This is a genomic window from Brevundimonas sp. SH203, assembly GCF_002157625.1.
Classification (GTDB): Bacteria; Pseudomonadota; Alphaproteobacteria; order Caulobacterales; family Caulobacteraceae; genus Brevundimonas.
Genome location: NZ_BDMM01000001.1, coordinates 105,038 through 126,358, shown reverse-complemented (window position 1 = coordinate 126,358; position 21,321 = coordinate 105,038). Strand labels below are relative to the sequence as shown.

Below are 21,321 nucleotides of genomic sequence, written 5' to 3'. Positions count from 1 at the left end.
TGACTGAGATCCGCCCTCAGTGGGCCCCTCGTGCACCTTGCAGCCGTCAGGAGCTCGTCGTCGCACGCCGGCTCTTCGGCGCCCGCGATAAGCTGCACGAGATGCTCAAGCTGATGGACGGCCGGCAGTCGTGAGGACCTTCAGCCAAATTCTTGGTCTCACGTCAGTTGCGGACGCAGGCCGTCTTCGCTGATAAGGAGACACGGTGAATCGTGCTAGGCGAAACAGTTCCCTATCCGTTCTCAAGGTATTCTCCGCAATGAAGCAGCCCGGCGTACCGACGATCGATCTCTTCGCGGGCGCGGGCGGTCTCAGCATCGGAGCCACCGTCGCCGGCTGTGATGTCCGCGCCGCCTTCGAACTCGACGGCGTCGCTTGCGACACGATGCGCCGCAATCCGAAATACCACGGCGCGGTGCTTAAAGCGGATGTCGCGGATCTCACGGGAGATGACTTGCGTCAGGCAGCGAATTTGCGGCCCGGCGATCCGCTGATCGTGGTCGGCGGCGCCCCGTGCCAGCCTTTTTCCAAGGCCGCCTACTGGGTCGAAGAAGGCGAAGAGTCGCGTTACCGCAGGGCCCGCGCGGCGGGCGAACAGATGGCCAGGCCGCCTGCGCCGACCGAGCCTCGCCCGGACGATCGTCGTACCCTGGTCGAGGAGTTCTGGCGCCTGATCTTCGAGGCCAACGCCGATGGCTTCGTGTTCGAGAACGTCCCCTCGATCAAGCACCCTCGCAACCGACCGGTCCTCGAAGGTTTTCGCAGCGCGGCGCTCAAGGCGGGTTATGAGGTGACCGAGGTCACCGCAAACGCCGCCGAGTATGGCGTGGCGCAGACGCGTGAGCGCGTCTTCCTATTGGGATCGCGTAAATCCAAGCCGACTGCGCCGGCTCCGACCCACGCCGTCAGGGCTGACCCGAGAATAGACCTGAAGCCCGCGCTCACGGCGGGTGAAGCGCTTGAAGATTTCGATGATGACCGCTTCTTCGAACCTGAAGAAGTGATCTCCGGCCGTTGGGCCGAGCATCTCCGGACGGTGCCGCCGGGAAGCAACTACAAGGCCCATACCGCCTGGGCCGGACATCCCGAGCCGAGCTTCGTGACCGAAACCCGCTTTTGGAACTTCCTGCTCAAGCTCGCGCCGGAGCGGCCCTCTTGGACCCTGGCGGCTTCCCCTGGCCCCTGGACGGGCCCCTTCCATTGGACCAGCCGTCGACTTCGCACCGTAGAGATGGCGGCTTTGCAGGGCTTTCCTCGCGGGTATGAATGGGCGGGGTCTCGGCGGGACCGCGTTCGCCAGGTCGGCAACGCCGTTCCTCCGCCCCTTGCGGAGGTGATGGTGCGCGCGGTGGCGAAGACGGTCGCATGAACGGGATCACGCGCCCCTATAAAGCGGTCAGCCTATTCACCGGCTGCGGCGGACTCGATCTGGGGTTGGAGCAGGCAGGCTTCCAGACCCGCTTGGCGACGGACGCCGAGCGATTGTGCGCATCCACCTACGCCGCCAATTTCGGCAAGACCCCTTTCATCGTCGAGCGGATCGGCGCCCTGACCCGCCAGGGTTTGCGCGAGCAACTCGGACCGGACGCCGACGACCTGGACCTGGTGGCGGGCGGTCCCCCCTGCCCCCCGTTCTCCAAAAGCCGCTTCTATCGCCAGAACATGCCGCGGGCATTGGACGATCCGAATGGCTGGGAGACGATCAACGGCTACCTGAAGGTCCTGGAATGGTTTCGCCCACGGACGTTCATCTTGGAGAACGTCAAGGGGCTCGCCTACAAGGTTCACCGGGACGCGCTGGAGACAATCGTCACGCGCGCCGAAAAGCTCGGCTACAAGGTCACTTGTGGCGTGCTGAACGCCGCGGACTTCGGCGTGCCTCAGATCCGCGAGCGCTGTTTCGTCGTCGGATCGCTGGAGGGCCGGATCGATCTGCCCGAGCCCACCCATGCCCAAGATGGCGTGGACCTGCCGGCCTGGCGCACGGCGGGCGACGTTCTTGCGGATTTGGATACGGATGAAGCGGCCTGCGACAAGGGGCATTTCGCCGGCGGACGTCACCACGACCTGCTGAAGCAGGTGCCGCCAGGCGACAACTACCTCTTCTTCACCGAAAAGCGCGGCCACCCCCATCCCGTGTTCAAATGGCGCGGCCGCTACTGGTCGTTCTTGTTGAAGCTGAGCCCCGATCTGCCGTCGTGGACCATCCAGGCGCGACGCTCCAACAACATGGGCCCCTTCCACTGGCGCAATCGCATCTTGCGCATCGAAGAGATCAAACGCCTGCAGACCTTTCCGGACGCCTTCACCCTGACGGGCACGCTCGAACAGCAGTGGCGTCAGATCGGCAATGCTGTGCCTCCTCGGCTGGCTGAGGCCGTCGGTCGCCAGCTTGCGGATCATTTGGGCGGCCGATTGGAGGCGGCGGCATGAAGCGGCTTCCGTCATTCAATGACTTTTCGCCCAAGATCATCGGCGATGTTCGCAAACCGCTGCTGCTGTTCAAGCAATATGCTCCCGATTTCGACGCCGTGGTCAAAGCCTGGGCGGATGCCTTCTTCGGCGGCGCGGATAACAAGCGGGCCCGCACGAACGTCACCGCCACGCTGAACACCTTGGGCCTGATCGATCGCCCGTCGATGACCCTAACCGAGGCGGGCGAGTTCATCGCCTCCGCGCTGACACCCCGTGAAGGCGCCGAGAGACTGGCCGTCCATGTGGTCGAAACCCGCAATGGAATGTCGGTGATCGAGGCGGCCCGATCCCTGAACGTACGCGGAGAGCACGCCGGCAAGGACAGCCTCAAGCGCGAGCTCGAGTTCTTGGGCATCGAACGCCTCTCGCGCGCGACGACGGACCACACGACCCTCGCCAACTGGTTCGCCGAAGCCGGTCTTCTCGACAAGAGCGAGAACCTGGCGCCGATCGATGAGGCGATGAAACGGGTGCTCGGCATTTCGGCCAGTGAACGGGCGGAGCTGAGCGCCCTTCCCTTGGAGCAACAAATCTTTCTTCAGGTCCTGCGTCGTCTGATCGAGGTGGAGCCGACGAAATCCATCGCGGCGAAGGTCGTGAGCGACGAATGCCTGAGGGATTATCCGCATCAGTTCGATGAGGACCAACTGAGCAAGAAGGTCCTGCGGCCGCTCGAAGCCGGCGGGTGGTTGAGCCTGGGCGCTCGCTCGGAGGGGCGGGGCGCGAAAAGCGGCCAGGTGTCGGCCGCCGCCAAACTCCTCGACATCCCCTTCAGCGCGATCGTCCCGGATTTCGATGCGGTCGTGCCGGCCGATCTGCGCGAGAAGATCGATCTGCCGCGCCCCGAGATCCAGCGGCTGCTGAACAGCGCATCGCCAAACGATCGCGGCTTGGGGTTGGAGCTCCTGGCGCTTCGCATGCTGATCGATCTGGGGCTTGATCCGCGCTCGTTCCGCCAGCGGAGCCGGGACACGGCCTATGCCGAGGTCGACCTGACCGCGGAAGGCAAGCAACTCCTCTTCTCGCGCTGGAACATCCAGTGCAAATGCGTGAAGAGCCGCGTCAGCCTCAGCGACGTCGCCAAGGAGGTCGGCCTGGCGATCTACGCCAAGTCTCACGTGGTCATGGTGGTCACCCCCGGTGACTTCTCCCGTGAGGCCGTGAATTACGCCCGAGAGATCACGGCCGACACCCACCTGCAATTCGTCCTGGTCAATGGCGCGGCCGTGAAAGCCTATCTTCAGACCGGACCGGCGAGTTTGCACGCCTTCGTTCAAAAGAACGCCGCTAGGGTCATGGCCGAAAAACGCAATCAGCCGATCGCCCCTGACGAGGAAGACTGATCGACCTGTCCCAAGGGACGGCGCTACGTCGCAGGCAAGGGCCTCAGGCCACGGGCATTTTCTGCGCCGTCGGCGATTTACCAGGTCCGTCCAGGATCGGCCGACCGACCCGAACAGTCTTCCCATCCAGGGTGACGTCAAAGGCTGTCGCGGTGATCGAAACCGATGCCTGGCCGTAGTGAAGCTGACGATGGTGCGTGGCGCACGCCGTCAGAATGTTCGACGCCCCGAGCGAGCCGGCTTGGCCGGCCGACACGGGCATCACATGGTGTGCTTCCACATAGGGCTCCCCCGACGGCTTCAAGAAGCTGATCGGATCGCGTCCCAGCACTTGGCAAATCTGACATTTGTAGCCGTTGAGCTTCTTAACCAAAGCGCCCACCGGGCCACGTTCGATGCTCCGGCTCACGCGCTCCTTGACCTCAGGACAGGCGTCACGGAATTTCTCTTCAAGCCTGGCCAAGGCTTCGAGCGTGTCTGTTACGGCTATCTCGCCGACCACCGTCTCCGCTGACGTCCCCAATAGGTCGAGCAGTCGCCGAAAGTCGGGTTCGGGGATTGGAAATGAAGCCGCTTGAAAGCCATTGAGCAGCAAGGGCGACAAAGCCGGCGCCTCTTCGCGCAAGCGCGTGATGGTCAAGGGCCGGTCGCTGAAGGTCTGGAGATAGCGGACTTTCACCGTCGGCCAACCCGACGCTCTTCCCCCGCCTTCCGCCCAAAAGGCGTCAGAGGCGCCCGAGCCTTCGAACGCCTCGCTCTCGATCTCGACGAGGGCGTAGATTCCCGCCTCCAACGCCGGCCGCCCCTCTCGTTCCGCCGAGGTGCCTCGGTCTACGCCGACGCGCACGACGCCGAGTTGCCCTGGAGCGAAGCGCATTCGGTCCGACGGCCGGACGCCCCAAGTGTCACGAGCTTCGCCCTGCTCCAAGAATCGATCGATGGCCCACCGTTTCGGATTGCAAACGAACACCCAATAAGGGGCGGCCCCAGCCTCGGGCAGCGGCGTTTGGATGGACTCTCGAATGGCTTCAGCGGCCGCTTGAAGCTTCTGACGATCGCCGAAAAACTCGCTCCAGATCACTGATTCCAGCTGATTGCCTCGGCTCAGCCCGGCCTTGCCCTCGGCGGCGTACTCGGGGTCTGACGCCCTGAAGTTCATCAGCTTCATGTAGACGCCGTTTGCGTTGCGGAAGTCCGCCTCCCCGGACACGCCTCGCGTCGTCGCCAAGGCCGAGAGGACCGAGGACAGTTCCAGAATTCGATCGTCGCTTTTGCCAAAGGCGGCGCCTTTGAGCGTTCAATAGAGGTCCAGCGCTAGGATCAACTCATCCCGGGTCCAAGCCGGATTCCGGCCCGTAGGCTCGACCGCGTCTGTCTCCTCCTGCGGCCCGACGCCCTGCCAAGACATCACCCCTTCCGCCCAGGCGCGAAAGCGGGTTTCAGATTCAGCAAGCTCCCGTCGCCAGACCACATGGGCCTGACCCGGGAGCGCGCGCGCTTCAGCGCCGATGGCCCGAAAATCTTGATCAGTCCAGGGACGCGTCTGGGCTGCGAGTTGCATCGTGGAGACAGGAAAGGCCCAGGTCCGCCCTTCCTGGGACCACGCACGGTCGAACGGCCGCTCCGCGGTCAGTCCAAGAGGCGGCAGACCACACCGGTAGCAGGCGAAATCCAACCGTGATTGGAGATTGCCGTAAGCGCGCCCGAAGATCTGCAGATCATCCCAGCCCAATCCTGCGGAAGCCTCCGCATTGGTGAAGGACGGAATTCGGCGGTCGGGCGTCCTCCTGGCTTTAAGCCAGGCGAGAAGTTGGTCCGTCTGCTCCTGGATCGGCGTGGAGCCGCGCGCGGGCGGCTTGGCCGTTTCGTTGTCCAATCCCAAGGTTCGCCGGGCGAACCACAGCGCCCGGGCCGAAAACTCCTCGGGATGGTCCACGATGATCTGTTCGTAGGAGAGTTCCGCCAGGCCTGCGTCGTTGAGCGTCTGGAATCCAGCCGTCGGCTTCGCGTTGGTGACCGCGATCTCGGCGGCCTCCAGAAGACCATGGTCACGGATCGCTTTGATGGTGCGATTGGCGTTCGATCCGTCACGCACCTTGATACCGACGTAGGCGGACACCGCCCGGGTGATGCGTTCTTCGGCAGGGCTAAGCCCATCCAAGTTGCGGCCGGATTTCTCGCGCAGATAGACCAAGCCCAACTCAGCAGCGCGCTCATCGAGCGCGGCCTGCAGAGTCGGCGACAGGCGGCCGGCGTTGGCGGCGTTGGTTTGAAGCTGGGCGACATCCTTCAAAGAGGATGTGTTGCTGAGGATACGGAGCACCCTCTCCATCGACGGATCATTCTGCATGGAATGCTTTCTGGCGGCAGTGCCTAATTCAATATTGTCTGGCGCCGCTCAGTTCAAAAATCGACGTCTCCTTCTTCGAAGTCTCACCCCCGCGATTATCGGCTCCATCCAATTCCGCCTCGGACTGAAGCCCATGTTCGGTTTCAGTCGATCATGGCCGCAGATTCTCGTCCGCCTGTCTACGGGTAGCCTCATAAGCCGTCTTGAGCTTCGATTCCGTTTTAGGGTCCGAAGGCCTTCGGCGCGTCTCTAGAGACGCGATACCCAGAATTGCTTTCGATTGAGGAGCCGTAGCGCATATGGAACCGCGCCTTCTGACCGAGCAAGAAGCCGCCGCCTATCTTCGCGTGCCCGCGACAACCGTGCGCAAGCTTAGTCTTGGGCGCGTCGTACTCGGGACGCGGCATCGGTATGACCGCAAGGCCCTCGACGCGCATCTCGATCAACTGGCTGGCCTGGAGACCGCACCGTCTCATTCCATGGACACGGCGGACGTCGAACTTGCCCGATTCATTTCAAATCACACACGTCCTGCCCGGCCTACATAGGGTCAAACGGAAGAAGGCGCACCGCGTCTTCGAATATTGGTACGCCTGGCGTGGCGGCCCCCAGATCATGGCCGCAAAAGCCTCGAACCCGCGCGCCCTGGCGCAGCTGGTCGCGCGCCAAGCCCCAGCGGCGATCGACGCTTACAATCGATATGGGAAGACCGCCCGGTCACGTCCGGTGGATCACCTCACGCTCTTCGGCCTCATCACCCAATATCTTGAGATCATGGGAGCGGATCAATCGCTGGCGCCGCGCACCAAGCTGGATCGGCGCAAGCTGCTGGATCGCGTCCGCACCGAACTCGGGGAAATGACGCTGACGGCCCTGACTTCGACCAAGGCGCGCGCTTTTCTTCTGGACTGGCGCGATCAGCGCGCCGCGACGCCCAAGACTGCGAACGAACTTCTCGGCGCCCTGTCCCTCGTGCTGAACTGGGCCGTCAATCGTGGCAAGTTGGCGAGCAATCCGGTGGTGAACTTCCCTCGCCTCTACGAGGTGAACAGAGCGGATATCATCTGGGAGCCCCGCCATCTGGAGGCCGTGCTGGATCAGGCCGACCCGCCCGTAGCGGCGGCGATCCGCCTCGCAGCCGCTACAGGCTTGCGCAAGAACGACCTGATCGCCCTGCCCTGGTCCGCCGTGAAGGAGCACGCGATCATTTGGCAAACGGGAAAGAGCAGAGGTCGGAAGACGGTCGTCATTCCGATCACCGAGGACGTCAGGGCGGTGCTGGACGGCTTAGATAAAGGCGAATGCCCCACTGTCCTCAAATCCTCGGACGGCACGCCCTGGACGCCGCCCGGCAATGGTTTGGACAGCGGCGTAGGGCGTGCTCGCCTCGAAGCGGACGCGGCGGCGAAGAAATCCGGCAAGACCAGCGCCGGCCTTGAAGGTCTCCGCTTTCATGACCTACGTGGGACGGCGGCCACCAACTTCATTCGCGCCGGTCTGCCACTCGATGATGTCGCCACCATCCTCGGCTGGGAGCTCAATCGGGTGAAGGAGATCGCGCGCCGTTATGTGACCGGTGAAGCTATCGGTTTGGGGATGATCGCGCGCCTTGAGGAGGCCCGGAACAGACAGGCAACTGTAAAACCCGGTGTAAAACTCAGCACTCGAAAGCCCTCGAACGGGGCCGAAATCGGCTCGAATGCAGTGAGGGCGGATGGCTGGGGAACTAGGACTCGAACCTAGAATGACGGTACCAAAAACCGTAGTGTTACCATTACACCATTCCCCAGCAGGACCGGCGTTTCCGCAGCGCTCTGTGCGGCGGAGGCGGTCAGATAGGCCAAACCGATTTGGGATGCAACACCCTCTTTCAGGACTATTTTCGGTGCGGGCGAAGAAGGTCGAAATGGGTGCTTGCGGCCTGTCGAAGCCATGGCTATAAGCCGCGTCCTCACTTCGGGGCGACGCCTTGCGGCCCGCCCCCACGGTCGGAGTGTGGCTCAGCCTGGTAGAGCACTGCGTTCGGGACGCAGGGGTCGGAGGTTCGAATCCTCTCACTCCGACCATCTTCTCTCTTTCAAGACACAGACGACGCGACGGCGGCGATTTCATCCGCCGTAACGGCTGTGCCGGTCATGGAAGACGCGCGAGAGATTGGATAAGGTCGGTCCCATGACCGTCTTCATAACCCCCTCCTCCGTCGTCGCCTTCTGGAAAGAGGCCGGCCCCCAAAAGTGGTTCGCCAAGGACGCCGCCTTCGACGCCGAGTTTCGCGATCGCGGCCGCGCCGTTCACTGGGCGGCGGCGCGCCGGGAACTGGACGACTGGATGCAGACGGCCGAGGGCGCCCTGGCCCTGCTGATTCTGCTGGACCAATATCCCCGCAACAGTTTTCGCGGCACGGCGCACCAGTTCGCCACCGACCCTCTGGCCCTGATGTTCGCCAATCAGGCGGTGGCGCGCGACCTGCATCTTCAGGTCGAGCCGGCGCTGAAGAACTTCCTGCTGCTGCCCTTCGAACATTCCGAGCGGATCGAGGACCAGGACCGCTACATGGCCCTGATCGCCGGCGACGATGATCTGGAGAAATGGGGCGAACTGCATCGCGACATCATCGTCCGCTTCGGCCGCTTCCCCCATCGCAACGCCGCCCTGGGCCGCCAGACGACGCCGGAAGAACAGGCCTTCCTCGACGACGGCGGTTTCGGCGGCTGAGCCCCCCTTCCAGCTCTCCGCTGCACTCCGAGCCACCTCCCCATAAAATGGGGAGGAGACGGACGCCCCCACCACTACATTTCGTCATCCTCGGCCTTGTGCCGAGGATCCATAATCCCGGCAGCCGCCGCCGCGCCCCGATCTGGAAACACCGAGCGTATGGATCCTCGGCACAAGGCCGAGGATGACGACCGTGGGCGGCGGTCGGCCCCAACCATCGCAATGCGGCTGGTTCATTCCCAGCGAATCCAACCGCTTGCCGAATTATGTCCCTCATCTCCCATCCCCCCCTCCGAAACGGGCGTATTCTAAACCCGTCTCGTCGCATGGAGGGCTCGCCTGGCCTGCGACCTTGCGGCGGCGAGAGAGGAGGGAACGGGAGCGGTGGTGAAACTCCATCGCGCCGGCGGCGACACACGGTGCGCCGTCGGAGGGTCGAGGGGGATACTCGATCGCACTCGGGACGGGGTTTCGCAGACCCTGCCGACCCGTCGCAGGCTTATGGGGTTAGGCGATAAGACCGCCACCGCTCGACGCCCCGAGCTTGCAGGCCAACCTTCCGCGCGGAGCGTCAACACCTTCGTCGAAACGGTAATACAACAAATCAACTCCGGGCGAAGGCCCGGCGCTCCGCCCAGCCCTCCAACTTCGCTGCGAAAGCGCGAGGCCGATCACGCACGTCCGACCGATTCGATTCCTGTGGACGCCCGCCGAACGCCGCCCGTTTGCAGGTTCCGAATCAGCGTTTCTGAGTCACCTTGAACCCATGACCGTCCAGATGATCCCTGCCACGCTTCAGGCCGACGTTCAGGCCAGCCTCGCCGCCGCGCCGGCCGATCATCCCGAACGCCAGTATCTGCATCTGCTGCGTGACATCCTGGACAACGGCGTGCGACGCGACGACCGCACCGGCACCGGCACCCTGGGCGTGTTCGGGCGTCAGATGCGGTTCGACCTGTCCAGAGGTTTTCCGGTCCTGACGACCAAGAAACTGCATCTGCGCTCCATCATCGTCGAACTGCTGTGGTTCCTGCGCGGCGAGACCAATATCCGCTATCTGAAGGACAATGGCGTCCGCATCTGGGACGAATGGGCCGACGCCGAGGGCGAGCTGGGTCCGGTCTATGGCAAACAGTGGCGGTCGTGGACCGCGCCGGACGGCCGCGTCATCGACCAGATCGAGAAACTGGTCCATGGGCTGAAGACCAATCCCAACAGCCGCCGTCACATCGTCACCGCCTGGAACCCGGCCGACGTGGACGACATGGCCCTGCCGCCCTGCCACTGCCTGTTCCAGTTCTTCGTCGCCGACGGAAAGCTGAGCTGCCAGCTGTACCAGCGCAGCGCCGACGTCTTCCTGGGCGTGCCGTTCAACATCGCCTCCTATGCCCTGCTGACGATGATGCTGGCCCAGGTCGTGGGACTGGAGCCGGGCGATTTCGTCCACACCTTCGGCGACGCCCATCTGTATCTGAACCATCTGGACCAGGCCGAGCTTCAGCTGACGCGCGAACCCTTGCCCCTGCCGACCATGCGGATCGCGCCCAAAACCGACCTGTTCGCCTTCGAACTGAGCGACTTCACGCTGGAAGGCTACGAAGCCTGGCCGCACATCAAGGCGGATGTCGCCGTCTGATGGATTTGAACGCTCTGCAGGCCGATGTCCTGAAAATCTCGGACATCTACGCCGCCGAACACGACATCGACCGGGATCGGGACTGGGCGCTGCTGAAACTGCAGGAGGAGCTGGGCGAGCTGACGGCCGAGCATCTGCGTCTGACCGGCCGCGCACGCGGCACGCCGGACGCCCAAGCTTTGGGCGACGAAGCGGCGGACGTCCTGGGCATGCTGTTGATCTACTGCGCCCGCTCCGGCGTCGATCTGGAACGGGCGATGCAGCGCAAATGGCTGAAGTGGCTGGAGCCTCGGCCTGCGCCCTAAACCTCGGGCGCGATCATGATCATGGGCTTCAGCCGTTGCACCAGATCCTGGTCGGCGGCGATCCGCTCCACGACGATGCGGTTCTGCGTCATGCCCATCTGCATCGTGGCCCGGAAGACTATCGTTTCGCCGGGCGCGGCGATGAAGCCCTCCAACGTCGGCTTGTTCTGCTTGCCCGCCAGACCGCCGAACGCCATCGCCAGCTGATGGCCGCCGGGTGCGATGGACAGGGCGGTGAAACGCGGGCTTTTCAGCTGGGCCACGTAACGATCGTCCAGCGACAGGTCCAGACCGGCCGCCTTGCCCACGAAACCTTCGCGATAGACGATCAACAGGGCCTGATCATCGGACGGCGGACGAAAATCAAGCGCCGCCTGCTTCTGCTCCGGCGTCGCCGTCTTGCCCAGCTTCGTCCCGACCAGATTGGCCATGATATAGGCCGTGAACAGACCGAAGAAGGCCCCCGCCAGCGTCGGCAGATAGCCCACGTCCGCGCCGAGGGCGGAGAACAGGAACGCCACGCCGAAGCTGACGACCAAGCCGACCACGAAACCGACGACGATGGAGGGGATATACTTGCTCATGTTCGGTCTCGCGTTCATGGGGATAGACCACCTCAACGCAGCAATACGGTCAAGGTTCTTGCCCCAGCCCATTATTTCCCTGGTCGTCGCCCGCGGCCGCAACGGGGTCATCGGTCGAGACGGCGACCTGCCGTGGCGACTGCGTAGCGACCTGCAGCGTTTCAAGGCCGTCACCGTGGGCAAACCCTGTCTGATGGGGCGCAAGACCTGGGAAAGCCTGCCGCTGAAACCCCTGCCCGGCCGATTGAATCTGGTGATGACCCGCGACCAGTCCTACGAAGCCGACGGCATGGCCAAGGGCGCCCTGGTCTGCGGCGCCCTGGACGAGGCCATCGAAATCGGGCGCGAAACGGCCGAGGAGGACGGGGTGGAGGAAATCTGCGTCATCGGCGGCACGGCCCTGTTCGAGGCCGCCCTGCCCCGCGCCAGACGCCTCTACATCACCGAGGTCGACGCCGCCCCCGAAGGCGACGCCGTCTTTCCTGCATTCGACGAAACGGCCTGGATCGAGGTATCGTCGGAATCGCATCCGGCAGGCGAGAAGGACGATCACGCCTTCACCTTCCGCGTCCTCGAACGTCGCTAGGAGACCCTCATGTACGTGACCACGACCAACGACCTGCCCGGCTTTCGCGTGACCCGCCACATCGGCCTGGTGCGCGGCGTGACGGTGCGCTCTCGCAACGCCATCTCGGACGCCATCGGCGGGGTGCAGTCGATGCTGGGCGGCCGCGTCGGCGCCTATGTCAAACTGGCCGAGGCCGGTCGGCAGGAAGCCTATGACGAGCTGGTCAAACACGCCGAGGCGCACGGCGCCAACGCCATCCTGGCCATGCGCTACGACGCCACCGAGATCATGCCGGGCGTGACCGAGGTGCTGGCCTACGGCACGGGCGTCATCGTCGAGCCGGCCTGACCGGCCCGACGACGCCGACGGCTCAGGACAGGCTCATCAGGGCCGAACGCTCGAAGTTCTGAAGCGCGTCGGTGCGGCCGTCGCGCACCTTGGCCGCCCATTGCGGATCGGCCAGCAGGGCGCGGCCCACGGCGACCAGATCGAACTCTTCCGCCTCCAGCCGGCGCACCAGACCGTCCAGCGATGCGGGCCGGGACGCCTCGCCGCCGAAGGCCGCGATGAACTCGCCGTCCAGACCGACCGAGCCCACGGTGATGGTCGGCTTACCGGTCAGTTTCTTGGCCCAGCCGGCGAAGTTCAGATCGGAACCCTCGAACTCCGGCTCCCAGAACCGGCGTTGCGAACAGTGGAAGACATCGACCCCGGCCTCGGACAGCGGGGACAGCCATTCGGACATCTGGTCCGGCGTTTCGGCGATGCGGGCGGCGTAATCCTGCTGCTTCCATTGCGACAGGCGCAGGATGACGGGAATGTCCTCGCCCACGCCGTCGCGCACGGCCTTGACGACCTCGACGCCGAACCGGGCGCGGTCGGCGATGGTCGCCCCGCCCCAGCGATCTTCGCGCGCATTCAGCCCGCCCCAGAAGAACTGGTCGATCAGATAGCCGTGGGCGCCGTGGATCTCGACGGCGTCGAAGCCCAGGTCACGCGCAGCCCGGGCCGAGCGACCGAAGGCGTCGATCACGTCGGCGACGTCCTCTTCGGTCATCGGCTCGAATTTGGCCTTGCCCGGCGCGGTCATGCCCGACGGGCTGTCGACCTTGCCCAGCGGCTCCCACTCCGCGCCCTGGCCCCGCGCCGAGCCGACGTGCCAGATCTGCGGTGCGATCAGGCCGCCCGCGGCGTGGACCTCGTCCACCACCGTCTTCCATTGCGGCAGGGCCTCGCCGTGAAAGACCGGCACATTGACGTCGTTGCGCGCCGCCGGCCGCTCGATCACCGTGCCCTCGGTCACGATCAGACCGACGCCCCCTTCGGCCCGCCGGCGATAATAGCCGGCGACATCCGAGGTCGGCACGCCGTTCGGCGAGAAGGACCGCGTCATGGGGGCCATGACGATGCGGTTGGGCAGGGTCAGCCCCTTGACGGTGAAGGGACGGAACAGGGCGTCGACGCTCATTGGAAATCCTTGGAGATGGGCGATCCCCAAGGTGGTCAGCAGGGTCGCCTTTTGAAACCCCCATCGTTGCGGATTTTTCTAAAGGCCGAGCGCCGAGGCCGTCGCGGCAGCGATGGCGTCGAAACGCCTAGCCATCTCGCCCGACGGATCGGCTGCCGCCAACGGCCGCCCGGCGTCGCCCGCCTCGCGCAAGGCGGGGTCCAGCGGCAGCTCGCCAAGGAAGGCGACGGACAGTCGTTCGGCCTCGGCCTTGCCGCCGCCGCGCCCGAAGACGTCGCCGCTCATATTCTCGATCAGGCCCAGGGTCGGCACGCCGACCTTCTGGAACAGGGTATGCGCCCGCCGCGCATCGGCCAGGGCGACCTCCTGCGGGGTGGAGACGATCACCGCCCCGTCCAGCGGCGTCTTCTGGATCAGGGTCAGTTGCACGTCGCCGGTGCCGGGAGGCAGATCGACGACCAGCACGTCCAGCGGGGCCTCGGCCGTCCCCCAGCGCGTCTGGCTCAACATCTGGGTGATGGCCTGCGACGCCATCGGCCCGCGCCAGATCATGGCGTCGTCCATTCGGGTCAGCAGCCCGACAGACATGGCTTTCAGGCCATGAGCGATATGCGGGACGATGGCCCCGTCCTCATAGGCCGGCTGGCCGCTGACGCCCAACATGGTCGGCAGCGACGGCCCATAGACATCGGCGTCCAGAACGCCGACCGAGAGGCCGCGACGGGCCAGGGCGACGGCCAGATTGACCGCGACGGTCGACTTTCCGACCCCGCCCTTGCCGCTGGCGACCGCCAGCACCCGGCGCACATGGGCCGGGCGGTCGGTCGGAACCGGCGCCTTGGGCCGTCCCTGATCCACGGCCGCCTTCGACAGCCCCGCCGTGCGCGGCGCCGGCGCCGACGCCGCCTCTGCGGTCAGGATGACCGAGACCCGCGCCATGCCGGGAATGGCCTTCAACGCGGCCTCCGCCGCATCGCGAACGGGGGCGTAGGCGGCGACCTGGCGACGGTCGACTTCCAGCGCGAACCCCGCGCGGTCCTCGGCCACGACCAGACCCTGGACCAGGCCGGCGGCGACCAGCCCCTGGCCAGACACAGGGTCGATGACGGCGTCCAGCGCGGCGATGACGGCGGTGCGTTCGACCAAGGCGGCCTCCCGGAAGACTTGCAGGCGATAAGGCGCGCGTTCTATCGCCGTCCCAGCCCTGCCGCGAGCTTCGATTTGTCCAAACCGCCACCAGTTACCCTGCTCGCCGGTCCCACCGCCTCCGGCAAGTCCGCGCTGGCCTTGAAGATGGCGCACGAAACCGGCGCCGTGATCATCAACGCCGACAGTCAGCAACTGTACGCCGACCTACGCATCCTGACCGCCCGGCCGTCGCCTGAAGACGAGGCGATGGCCGACCATCGGCTGTACGGCGTGGTCGATGCGGCCGAAGCCTGGTCCGTCGGCAAATGGAGCCGCGCAGTCCTCGACCTGCTGTCCGAACTGCGCACGGAAGGGCGCCCGGCCATCCTGGTCGGCGGCACCGGCCTTTATTTCATGGCTCTGACACGGGGTCTGGCCGACATCCCGCCCGTGCCGCCGTCGGTGCGCGATACTGTCGAGGCGGAGTATCTGCAGGAGGGCGAGGCCGCCTTCCGCCGACATCTGGCCGAGATCGACCCGGCCTCATCACACGCCATCGAACAGGGCGACCGCCAGCGGCTGGTGCGCGCCATGAGCGTCCATGCCGCCACCGGCCGCACGCTCAGCGCCTGGAAGGCCGAAACCCGACCGCTGCTGCCGCCGGGCGACTGGACCGGCCTAGTGATCGAACCGGAGCGCGCCCGGCTCTATGACAACTGCGACCAGCGCGTGGACCAGATGATGGATCAGGGCGTGCTGGCCGAGGTTCGGGCCTTGGTGCAGCGAAACCTCGACCCCGCGCTTCCCGCCCTGAAGGCCGTGGGCCTGCGGGAACTCGCCGCGCATCTGGCGGGGGAAACGGACCGCCCGACCGCCGTCGCGGCCCTGAAGCAGGCGACCCGCAACTACGCCAAGCGCCAGCTGACCTGGTTCAGAAACCAGACCGCCGACTGGTCCCGCGTCTGAGGCGTTTTCGACAACGCGCTTGGAAAGCGCCGCCCGCCGCCCTATATTCGAACCGTCCGGTTTCGGCCGGACTATGGCGATAAACGCGCTTGTAATAAGCGGACCGGACCCGGGTGCGATTCCCGGCGGCTCCACCAATCTTCTCCCCGCGTTATCGGCGGAGGCATCATGGGGCCGACTAGCATCGACGGACGTGTAAAGAGGATTGCTTTCGCTCGTCCTGGCCCACCGTATCGGGCCATTTTCTAACTGCGAACGATAACTTCGCTGGAGAAGTCGCTCTCGCCGCGTAATGCGGTTCGGGTGATTTCGAACCTTAAGTCCTAGGGGTTCAGATCCTTGGGCGGGGCCTGTCGGGAGCCTGGCAACAGAATCCCGGCGCTTTACCGTAATGACATCTATCGTCCGCGCCCTGGCGCCGCTATCAGTCGCGCTCTGTTGCGAGGTGACGATGAGCGACCAGACCCCTCCGGTCGATGAGATGCAGTACGAGCGGCTGGCGCACGAGGCCCTTCGCGGGGTCATGCGCGCGGCGCTGGAACGGGTGCTGGCCGAAGGCCTGCCCGGCGCGCACCATTTCTACATCACCTTCAAGACCCGCGCCGCGGGCGTCAGCGTCGCGCCCGACATCCTGGCGAAATACCCCGACGAGATGACCGTCGTGCTGCAGCATCAGTATGAAGACCTGCGCGTCGAAGCGGATCGGTTCTCGGTCAAGCTGCGCTTCGGCGGCATGCCCAAGAGCCTGGTCATCCCCTATTCGGCTGTCACGCGCTTCTATGATCCCAGCGTACAGTTCCTGCTGCAGTTCGAGGAGCCGGAGATCGTCGAGGCGGTCGAGGAAACGCCCGCCCCCTCCCACGACCCGTCCCCTGTGTCGGACGGCCCCAAGGTCGTCTCGCTGGACCAGTTCCGCAAGAAATAGGCGGCGTCAGAGACGACGGGGATAGGAGCGGATCACGATCCGCTCTCTTTCGCCCTCGTGCCGCTCGACCAGCAGCCGCGCGACCTGGGCGTCGTCGTGGAACAGATAGCCCTTGATCGAATCCAGCAGGGCCTTGGCCAGATTGTCCAGGTCCATCCACGGCGGCTCGCCGACATGCTCCATGCGGATTTCCACGACATGGTCGCCCCATGACGGCCGGGCGCCGCGCCACTCCTTGCGCATGAACTCATAGACCAGCGGCTTGTAATATTTCGCCTGGGTCGTCAGGCCGTCGATGACAATCTCAACCGCGTCGCCATCCTCGCGCGCCCGGACCTTGCCGGTCCCGATCCAGCCGACGCTCAAGGCTGACGCGCCTTGGCGCACGCGCCGGGTATCGGATCAAGCAATCGCGCCGAACGGATGGCGACCGGCGCGATCAGCTGTTCGTCGGAGCCGGCGCGCATGTGCTGAATGCGCCGCGTCACGTCCAGTCCCTGAATCACGGCGCCGAAGGCGGCGAACCCCTGACCATCGGGATTACGCCCGCCGCCGAAGTCCAGACTGGGCGTATCCTCAGTGACGATGAAGAAGCTGGAGGTCGCCGTATCCGGCCCGTCGCGCGCCATCGAAACCGTTCCGGCGTGATGGCGCAGGCCTGTATCGCGCGTCCGCTCCAGAGCGATAGGCGGGCGCGAAGCATCGTCGCTGCCTCGGGGCGTGGCGGCTTGGATCACGTCGATGGGATTGGGGTTGGCCACATTGATCGCACGCACGACCGTCCGAAAGAAGCTGCCCCCGTCATAGTCGCCGGACACGACGTAACCGATGAAGTTGCAACTGGTGACGGGCGCAGCCTTTGCATCGACCGCCAAGACGATACGGCCCGCTGAGGTGTCCAGAGCGACCCGTGGACGATGCGGGTCTGCGGGCAAGGTCGCGCATCCTGTCAACGCCAGCAATACGGCCGCCGCGCTCGCCGTTCCTCTCATGGCCTTCCCTCGCCTTGCCCTGCCTGACGGCCGTGCTACACCCCCGCGCAACCCACCGCCACGCCTGACAGACGAGATTTCCGCGCATGAGCAACGTCCGCATCGAAACCGACACCTTCGGCCCTATCGAGGTCGCCGCCGATCGTTACTGGGGCGCTCAGGCGCAGCGTTCGTTGGGCAACTTCAAGATCGGTTGGGAGAAACAGCCCCTGCCCGTCGTGCGCGCCCTGGGCATCGTCAAGCGCGCCGCCGCCGAGACCAATCGCGACCTGGGCAAGCTGGACCCCGCCCTGGCCGACGCCATCGTCAAGGCCGCCAACGAGGTGATCGAAGGCAAGCTGAACGACCATTTCCCGCTGGTCGTCTGGCAGACGGGTTCGGGCACCCAGTCGAACATGAACGCCAATGAGGTGATCTCGAACCGCGCCATCGAGATTCTGGGCGGCGAGACGGGCTCCAAGAAGCCGGTCCACCCGAACGACCACGTCAATATGAGCCAGTCGTCCAACGACACCTATCCCACGGCCATGCACGTCGCCTGCGCCGAACAGGTGGCGGGCGACCTGATCCCGGCGCTGAAGCACCTGCACGCCGCGCTGGAGGCCAAGGCCAAGGCTTGGGCCCACATCATCAAGATCGGCCGCACCCACACCCAAGACGCCACGCCTCTGACCCTGGGCCAGGAGTTCGGCGGCTACGCCCAGCAGGTCGCCAACGGCATCGAGCGGATCGAACAGACCCTGCCCAAGCTGATGGAACTGGCCCAGGGCGGCACCGCCGTCGGCACCGGCCTGAACGCCCCGGTCGGTTTCGCCGAAAAGGTCGCGGCCCAGATCGCCGAGATCACCGGCCTGCCCTTCACCACGGCGCCGAACAAGTTCGAGGCCCTGGCCGCCCATGACGCCATGGTCTTCAGCCACGGCGCGATCAACACGGTGGCCGCGTCGCTGTTCAAGATCGCTAACGACATCCGCTTCCTGGGCTCCGGCCCGCGTTCGGGTCTGGGCGAACTGGCCCTGCCGGAGAACGAGCCGGGCTCCTCCATCATGCCGGGCAAGGTCAATCCGACCCAGTGCGAGGCCCTGACCCAGGTCTGCGTCCAGGTGTTCGGCAACAACGCCGCCATCACCTTCGCCGGTTCGCAGGGCCACTTCGAACTAAACGTCTATAATCCGGTGATGGCCTACAACTTCCTGCAGTCGGTGCGTCTGGTCGCCGATGCGGCCATCAGCTTCACCGACAACTGCGTCGTCGGCATCGAGGCGCGCGAGGACAATATCGCGCGCGGCCTGAACAACTCGCTGATGCTGGTCACGGCGCTGAACGGCAAGCTGGGCTATGACATCTGCGCCAAGATCGCCAAGACCGCGCACAAGAACGGCACCACCCTGCGCGAGGAAGCGGTCGGCGGCGGCTATCTGACCGACGCCGAGTTCGACGAGGCCGTCCGCCCCGAGAAGATGATCTCGCCGGGCTGATCGGCCGGGCGGTCACGAAATCAGAAAGCGCCGATGTCGGATGCGACATCGGCGCTTTTTCTTTGGCTCAGGGCTTGTCGCGGATCGTGCGGCCGACCGGCGCCAGCGCCAGCTTGGCCAGTTCCAGGTCCTTCAGGGCGAAGGGGATGCCGATGATGGAGACGAACTCCGCCACCGCGATCACCAGATGCGACAGGGCGATGTACCAGCCGGCGACCACGAACCAGATCACGTTCAGCACCACGCCCAGACAGCCGACGACGGGATGCGCCTCCTGCCAGACGATCTCGCGTCCGAAGGGCCAGAAGGAGTAGCTGGCGATGCGCCACGCCGCGAAGGTCCACGGCAGACCGACGACGGTCAGCGCCAGTATCGCACCGCCCGCCAGCCACAACAGCCCTGAAAGCCAGCCGCCGAAAACGAACCACAGGATATTCAGGATCAGTCGGATCAAGGTCGGCTCCAGCGCGGCTGTTCTTGCCGACGACATACAGAAAAGGGCCCGCCTGCGACAGCGGGGCCTTGATCCAGAATTGTGCGCCTGAGGGTCAGTGCGGCTTTTCCGACCAGCGCGCCTTGGCGTCTTCCTGCGTCAGGCTGAGATGGACGTGCTTGTCATCGACCCGCGAAACCCAGCTGACCGGGATCATATGGTGTTTGAACCCGCCGGCGAGGTCCAGCTTGACCAGTTCGATCTGGTCGTCCAGAACGTGGTCGACACGCCCCACGTGACCGCCGTCAGAACCGACGACTTCCAGATGTTCCTTGATGAGTGAAACGTCGATCATGGTGTCTCCAATACAGGGGTTATTTCTGTCGCTGAGAACGTGACCCCGCGCCAGGGGTTTCAAACGGCGCCGCTTCCAAATCGGCGGCGCGTCTGGCGGCCGGAAGCGCGACCCTGTATGTGACTGGCATTCATGAACGCTGGAACTGTGCGAATGCGGCGGATCGGGTCGGGTCTCTTCGGCGTCGTCATGGCCTTGGCGCTGACGGCGTGCGGCACGCTGGAGCGGCCCACGGGTCCGCTCAGGATCGTCGAAGGCACATTGGTCAAGGCCGAGGACCCGCGCATTCGCAGCAACGACCCGTCGCGTCTGCAGGCCTTCACCCAGGAAATCGGCGGTCGGCTGCGCCCCGACCATCCCACCACCATCCTGGCCCTGTCGGGCGGCGGGGCCAACGGCGCCTATGGAGCGGGGCTGCTGACAGGCTGGAGCGAGCATGGCGACCGCCCGACCTTCGACGTCGTCACCGGGGTCAGCACCGGCGCCCTGGCCGCCCCCTTCGCCTTCCTGGGCTCGGACTGGGACGACGAACTGCGCCACGCCTATACCAGCGGCGGGGCCAGCAACATCCTGAGCTGGCGTAGCTTCGCCGCCTTCCTGAACCCCAGCCTCTTCTCCTCCCAGGTCTTGCGCAAGCTGGTGGACGACAATGTCACGCCCGAACTGCTGCGGGCCGTGGCGCGCGAACACGCCAAGGGCCGCCGCCTGCTGGTCGCCACCACGGACCTGGACAGCGAACAGACCGTCATCTGGGACATGGGCCTGCTGGCCGCCCAAGGCGACGAAAATGCGCGCGAACTGTTCAAGGAGGTGCTGGTCGCCTCGGCCAGCATTCCCGGCGTCTTCCCGCCCGTCCTGATCGCCGGACTTCAGGAGGACGACAAGGTGGTGCTGGAGATGCATGTGGACGGCGGGGTCAACACGCCCTTCCTGGCCATTCCTGAGGATCTGATGCTGTGGACGCGCCCCAGGGACGCCGGGCGGGTCGGCGCCCTCTATGTCATCGTCAATGGACAGACGGGTCGCAACGACGGCGTCACGCCCGGCCGCCTATCAGGCATACTGGCGCGCACCTATGACAGCATGAGCAAGGCCTCGCTGCGCACCCACCTGGCCATCACCACAGCCTTCGCCCAGCGGAACGGCCTGGATATGTCGCTTTCGGCCATTCCCGACAATGTGGCGGCCTCCAGCCTGAAGTTCGATCAGGAAACCATGTCCGCCATGTTCGAACTGGGCCGCCAGCGCGGTCGCGGCCCGGACGCCTGGACCCGGCTGGACAAGAAGCAGGCGGACCAGCCCTTCATCCCGCAAACGCGCGTGGACGAAGCCCAGGTGCCGGCCGCCCTGGCCCCGGAACCGTCCGCCGCCTCTCAAGCCCCCTCGCCCCCGAAGACCTGACCATGGGCGAGATCGTCAATCTGAACCGCGCCCGGAAATCCCGCGCCAAGGCGGACCGGAAGGCCGAGGCCGCCGCCAATCGCGTCGCCCACGGCCGCACGAAAGCCGAGAAACAGGCCGCCAGCCTGGATCAGGCCCGCGCCGCCCGCCTGCTGGATGGAAAGAAGCGCGAGACGCCCCGCGATGACTGATCGGACGA

23 protein-coding genes, 2 tRNA genes and 1 other RNA gene are annotated in these 21,321 nt (G+C 65.2%); 16 read left to right on the top strand and 10 right to left on the bottom strand.

Annotation, left to right across the window (positions count from 1 at the left end):
• Positions 1-259: 259 nt before the first annotated feature.
• The 3 genes from SH203_RS00575 to SH203_RS00565 are packed head-to-tail and all read left to right on the top strand — an operon-like array spanning position 260 to position 3,818.
• Positions 260-1,369 (top strand): DNA cytosine methyltransferase, encoded by a 1,110-nt coding sequence (locus tag SH203_RS00575; RefSeq protein ID WP_087118940.1) that lies wholly within the window; start codon positions 260-262, stop codon positions 1,367-1,369.
• Entirely contained in the window at positions 1,366-2,433 is a 1,068-nt protein-coding gene (locus SH203_RS00570) for a DNA cytosine methyltransferase (protein ID WP_087118939.1), read from the top strand. The genes SH203_RS00575 and SH203_RS00570 overlap by 4 nt, the downstream gene beginning before the upstream one ends.
• Positions 2,430-3,818, top strand: a complete 1,389-nt coding sequence (locus SH203_RS00565) for a restriction endonuclease (RefSeq protein ID WP_087118938.1) — start codon at positions 2,430-2,432, stop codon at positions 3,816-3,818. The genes SH203_RS00570 and SH203_RS00565 overlap by 4 nt, the downstream gene beginning before the upstream one ends.
• Positions 3,819-3,861: 43 nt before the next feature.
• On the opposite strand, the gene SH203_RS00560 is transcribed toward SH203_RS00565, so the two are convergent.
• Positions 3,862-4,986: an EVE domain-containing protein gene (locus tag SH203_RS00560; RefSeq protein WP_143275648.1), complete on the bottom strand. Its 1,125-nt coding sequence runs from the start codon at positions 4,984-4,986 to the stop codon at positions 3,862-3,864.
• Between the two features lie 129 nt (positions 4,987-5,115).
• Complete coding sequence (locus tag SH203_RS00555) at positions 5,116-6,168, bottom strand: hypothetical protein (protein WP_087118936.1); 1,053 nt, start codon at positions 6,166-6,168, stop codon at positions 5,116-5,118.
• Positions 6,169-6,669: 501 nt separating this feature from the next.
• Here SH203_RS00555 and SH203_RS00550 point away from each other — a divergent pair.
• A complete protein-coding gene (locus SH203_RS00550) occupies positions 6,670-7,911 on the top strand; it encodes a tyrosine-type recombinase/integrase (protein WP_159457511.1) in 1,242 nt (413 codons plus the stop codon).
• Here SH203_RS00550 and SH203_RS00545 read toward each other — a convergent pair.
• A tRNA-Gln gene (locus SH203_RS00545) sits at positions 7,884-7,957 on the bottom strand. The genes SH203_RS00550 and SH203_RS00545 overlap by 28 nt on opposite strands.
• Before the next feature lie 200 nt (positions 7,958-8,157).
• Between SH203_RS00545 and SH203_RS00540 the strand changes: the two genes are divergently transcribed.
• From SH203_RS00540 to SH203_RS00525, 4 genes are all read left to right on the top strand, one after another.
• A tRNA-Pro gene (locus SH203_RS00540) sits at positions 8,158-8,234 on the top strand.
• A gap of 106 nt (positions 8,235-8,340) precedes the next feature.
• The gene (locus tag SH203_RS00535) at positions 8,341-8,883 is read left to right on the top strand and encodes a DUF924 family protein (RefSeq protein ID WP_087118934.1); all 543 of its coding nucleotides are present in this window, start codon (positions 8,341-8,343) and stop codon (positions 8,881-8,883) included.
• 778 nt (positions 8,884-9,661) lie between these two features.
• A complete protein-coding gene (locus tag SH203_RS00530; RefSeq protein WP_087119521.1) occupies positions 9,662-10,519 on the top strand; it encodes a thymidylate synthase in 858 nt (285 codons plus the stop codon).
• Entirely contained in the window at positions 10,519-10,824 is a 306-nt protein-coding gene (locus SH203_RS00525) for a phosphoribosyl-ATP pyrophosphohydrolase (protein WP_087118933.1), read from the top strand. Before SH203_RS00530 ends, SH203_RS00525 begins: the two co-directional genes overlap by 1 nt.
• Here the strand turns inward: SH203_RS00525 and SH203_RS00520 are convergent.
• Positions 10,821-11,408 carry a hypothetical protein gene (locus tag SH203_RS00520; RefSeq protein ID WP_087118932.1) on the bottom strand — a complete coding sequence of 196 codons (588 nt, stop codon included), beginning with the start codon at positions 11,406-11,408 and terminating at the stop codon, positions 10,821-10,823. The two genes, SH203_RS00525 and SH203_RS00520, sit on opposite strands and share 4 nt — an antisense overlap.
• A gap of 58 nt (positions 11,409-11,466) precedes the next feature.
• On the opposite strand from SH203_RS00520, the gene SH203_RS00515 reads away from it, so the two are divergent.
• Together SH203_RS00515 and SH203_RS00510 are read left to right on the top strand one after the other, a co-directional pair.
• Positions 11,467-11,994: a dihydrofolate reductase gene (locus tag SH203_RS00515; protein WP_087118931.1), complete on the top strand. Its 528-nt coding sequence runs from the start codon at positions 11,467-11,469 to the stop codon at positions 11,992-11,994.
• Positions 11,995-12,003: 9 nt separating this feature from the next.
• Positions 12,004-12,324: a YbjQ family protein gene (locus tag SH203_RS00510; RefSeq protein WP_087118930.1), complete on the top strand. Its 321-nt coding sequence runs from the start codon at positions 12,004-12,006 to the stop codon at positions 12,322-12,324.
• A gap of 22 nt (positions 12,325-12,346) precedes the next feature.
• Here the strand turns inward: SH203_RS00510 and SH203_RS00505 are convergent, their stop codons facing one another.
• Together SH203_RS00505 and SH203_RS00500 are read right to left on the bottom strand one after the other, a co-directional pair.
• Positions 12,347-13,444 (bottom strand): NADH:flavin oxidoreductase, encoded by a 1,098-nt coding sequence (locus tag SH203_RS00505; protein WP_087118929.1) that lies wholly within the window; start codon positions 13,442-13,444, stop codon positions 12,347-12,349.
• Between the two features lie 78 nt (positions 13,445-13,522).
• Positions 13,523-14,590 (bottom strand): Mrp/NBP35 family ATP-binding protein, encoded by a 1,068-nt coding sequence (locus SH203_RS00500; protein WP_087118928.1) that lies wholly within the window; start codon positions 14,588-14,590, stop codon positions 13,523-13,525.
• A 75-nt stretch (positions 14,591-14,665) separates the two neighbouring features.
• On the opposite strand from SH203_RS00500, the gene miaA reads away from it, so the two are divergent.
• From miaA to SH203_RS00485, 3 genes are all read left to right on the top strand, one after another.
• Positions 14,666-15,538 carry a tRNA (adenosine(37)-N6)-dimethylallyltransferase MiaA gene (gene miaA / locus SH203_RS00495; RefSeq protein ID WP_143275647.1) on the top strand — a complete coding sequence of 291 codons (873 nt, stop codon included), beginning with the start codon at positions 14,666-14,668 and terminating at the stop codon, positions 15,536-15,538.
• Positions 15,539-15,553: 15 nt separating this feature from the next.
• Positions 15,554-15,921: a transfer-messenger RNA gene (gene ssrA, locus SH203_RS00490) on the top strand.
• A 68-nt stretch (positions 15,922-15,989) separates the two neighbouring features.
• The gene (locus tag SH203_RS00485) at positions 15,990-16,463 is read left to right on the top strand and encodes an SspB family protein (protein ID WP_087118927.1); all 474 of its coding nucleotides are present in this window, start codon (positions 15,990-15,992) and stop codon (positions 16,461-16,463) included.
• Between the two features lie 6 nt (positions 16,464-16,469).
• Here the strand turns inward: SH203_RS00485 and SH203_RS00480 are convergent, their stop codons facing one another.
• Positions 16,470-16,850, bottom strand: coding sequence for a RusA family crossover junction endodeoxyribonuclease (locus SH203_RS00480; protein ID WP_087118926.1), 381 nt, complete (start codon positions 16,848-16,850; stop codon positions 16,470-16,472).
• Positions 16,826-17,398, bottom strand: coding sequence for a peptidylprolyl isomerase (locus SH203_RS00475; RefSeq protein ID WP_159457510.1), 573 nt, complete (start codon positions 17,396-17,398; stop codon positions 16,826-16,828). The genes SH203_RS00480 and SH203_RS00475 overlap by 25 nt, the downstream gene beginning before the upstream one ends.
• 143 nt (positions 17,399-17,541) lie before the next feature.
• Here SH203_RS00475 and fumC point away from each other — a divergent pair, with 143 nt between their 5' ends.
• Positions 17,542-18,933 carry a class II fumarate hydratase gene (gene fumC / locus SH203_RS00470; RefSeq protein ID WP_087118924.1) on the top strand — a complete coding sequence of 464 codons (1,392 nt, stop codon included), beginning with the start codon at positions 17,542-17,544 and terminating at the stop codon, positions 18,931-18,933.
• A gap of 67 nt (positions 18,934-19,000) precedes the next feature.
• Here the strand turns inward: fumC and SH203_RS00465 are convergent, their stop codons facing one another.
• On the bottom strand, positions 19,001-19,387 hold the full coding sequence (locus SH203_RS00465; RefSeq protein WP_087118923.1) for a YccF domain-containing protein: 387 nt from the start codon (positions 19,385-19,387) through the stop codon (positions 19,001-19,003).
• A gap of 94 nt (positions 19,388-19,481) precedes the next feature.
• Positions 19,482-19,721: a DUF2171 domain-containing protein gene (locus SH203_RS00460; protein ID WP_087118922.1), complete on the bottom strand. Its 240-nt coding sequence runs from the start codon at positions 19,719-19,721 to the stop codon at positions 19,482-19,484.
• 132 nt (positions 19,722-19,853) lie between these two features.
• Between SH203_RS00460 and SH203_RS00455 the strand changes: the two genes are divergently transcribed.
• Both SH203_RS00455 and SH203_RS00450 read left to right on the top strand, forming a co-directional pair.
• Positions 19,854-21,122 (top strand): patatin-like phospholipase family protein, encoded by a 1,269-nt coding sequence (locus SH203_RS00455; RefSeq protein WP_234989325.1) that lies wholly within the window; start codon positions 19,854-19,856, stop codon positions 21,120-21,122.
• A gap of 2 nt (positions 21,123-21,124) precedes the next feature.
• Positions 21,125-21,313: a DUF4169 family protein gene (locus tag SH203_RS00450; RefSeq protein ID WP_087118920.1), complete on the top strand. Its 189-nt coding sequence runs from the start codon at positions 21,125-21,127 to the stop codon at positions 21,311-21,313.
• Positions 21,314-21,321 lie beyond the last annotated feature (8 nt).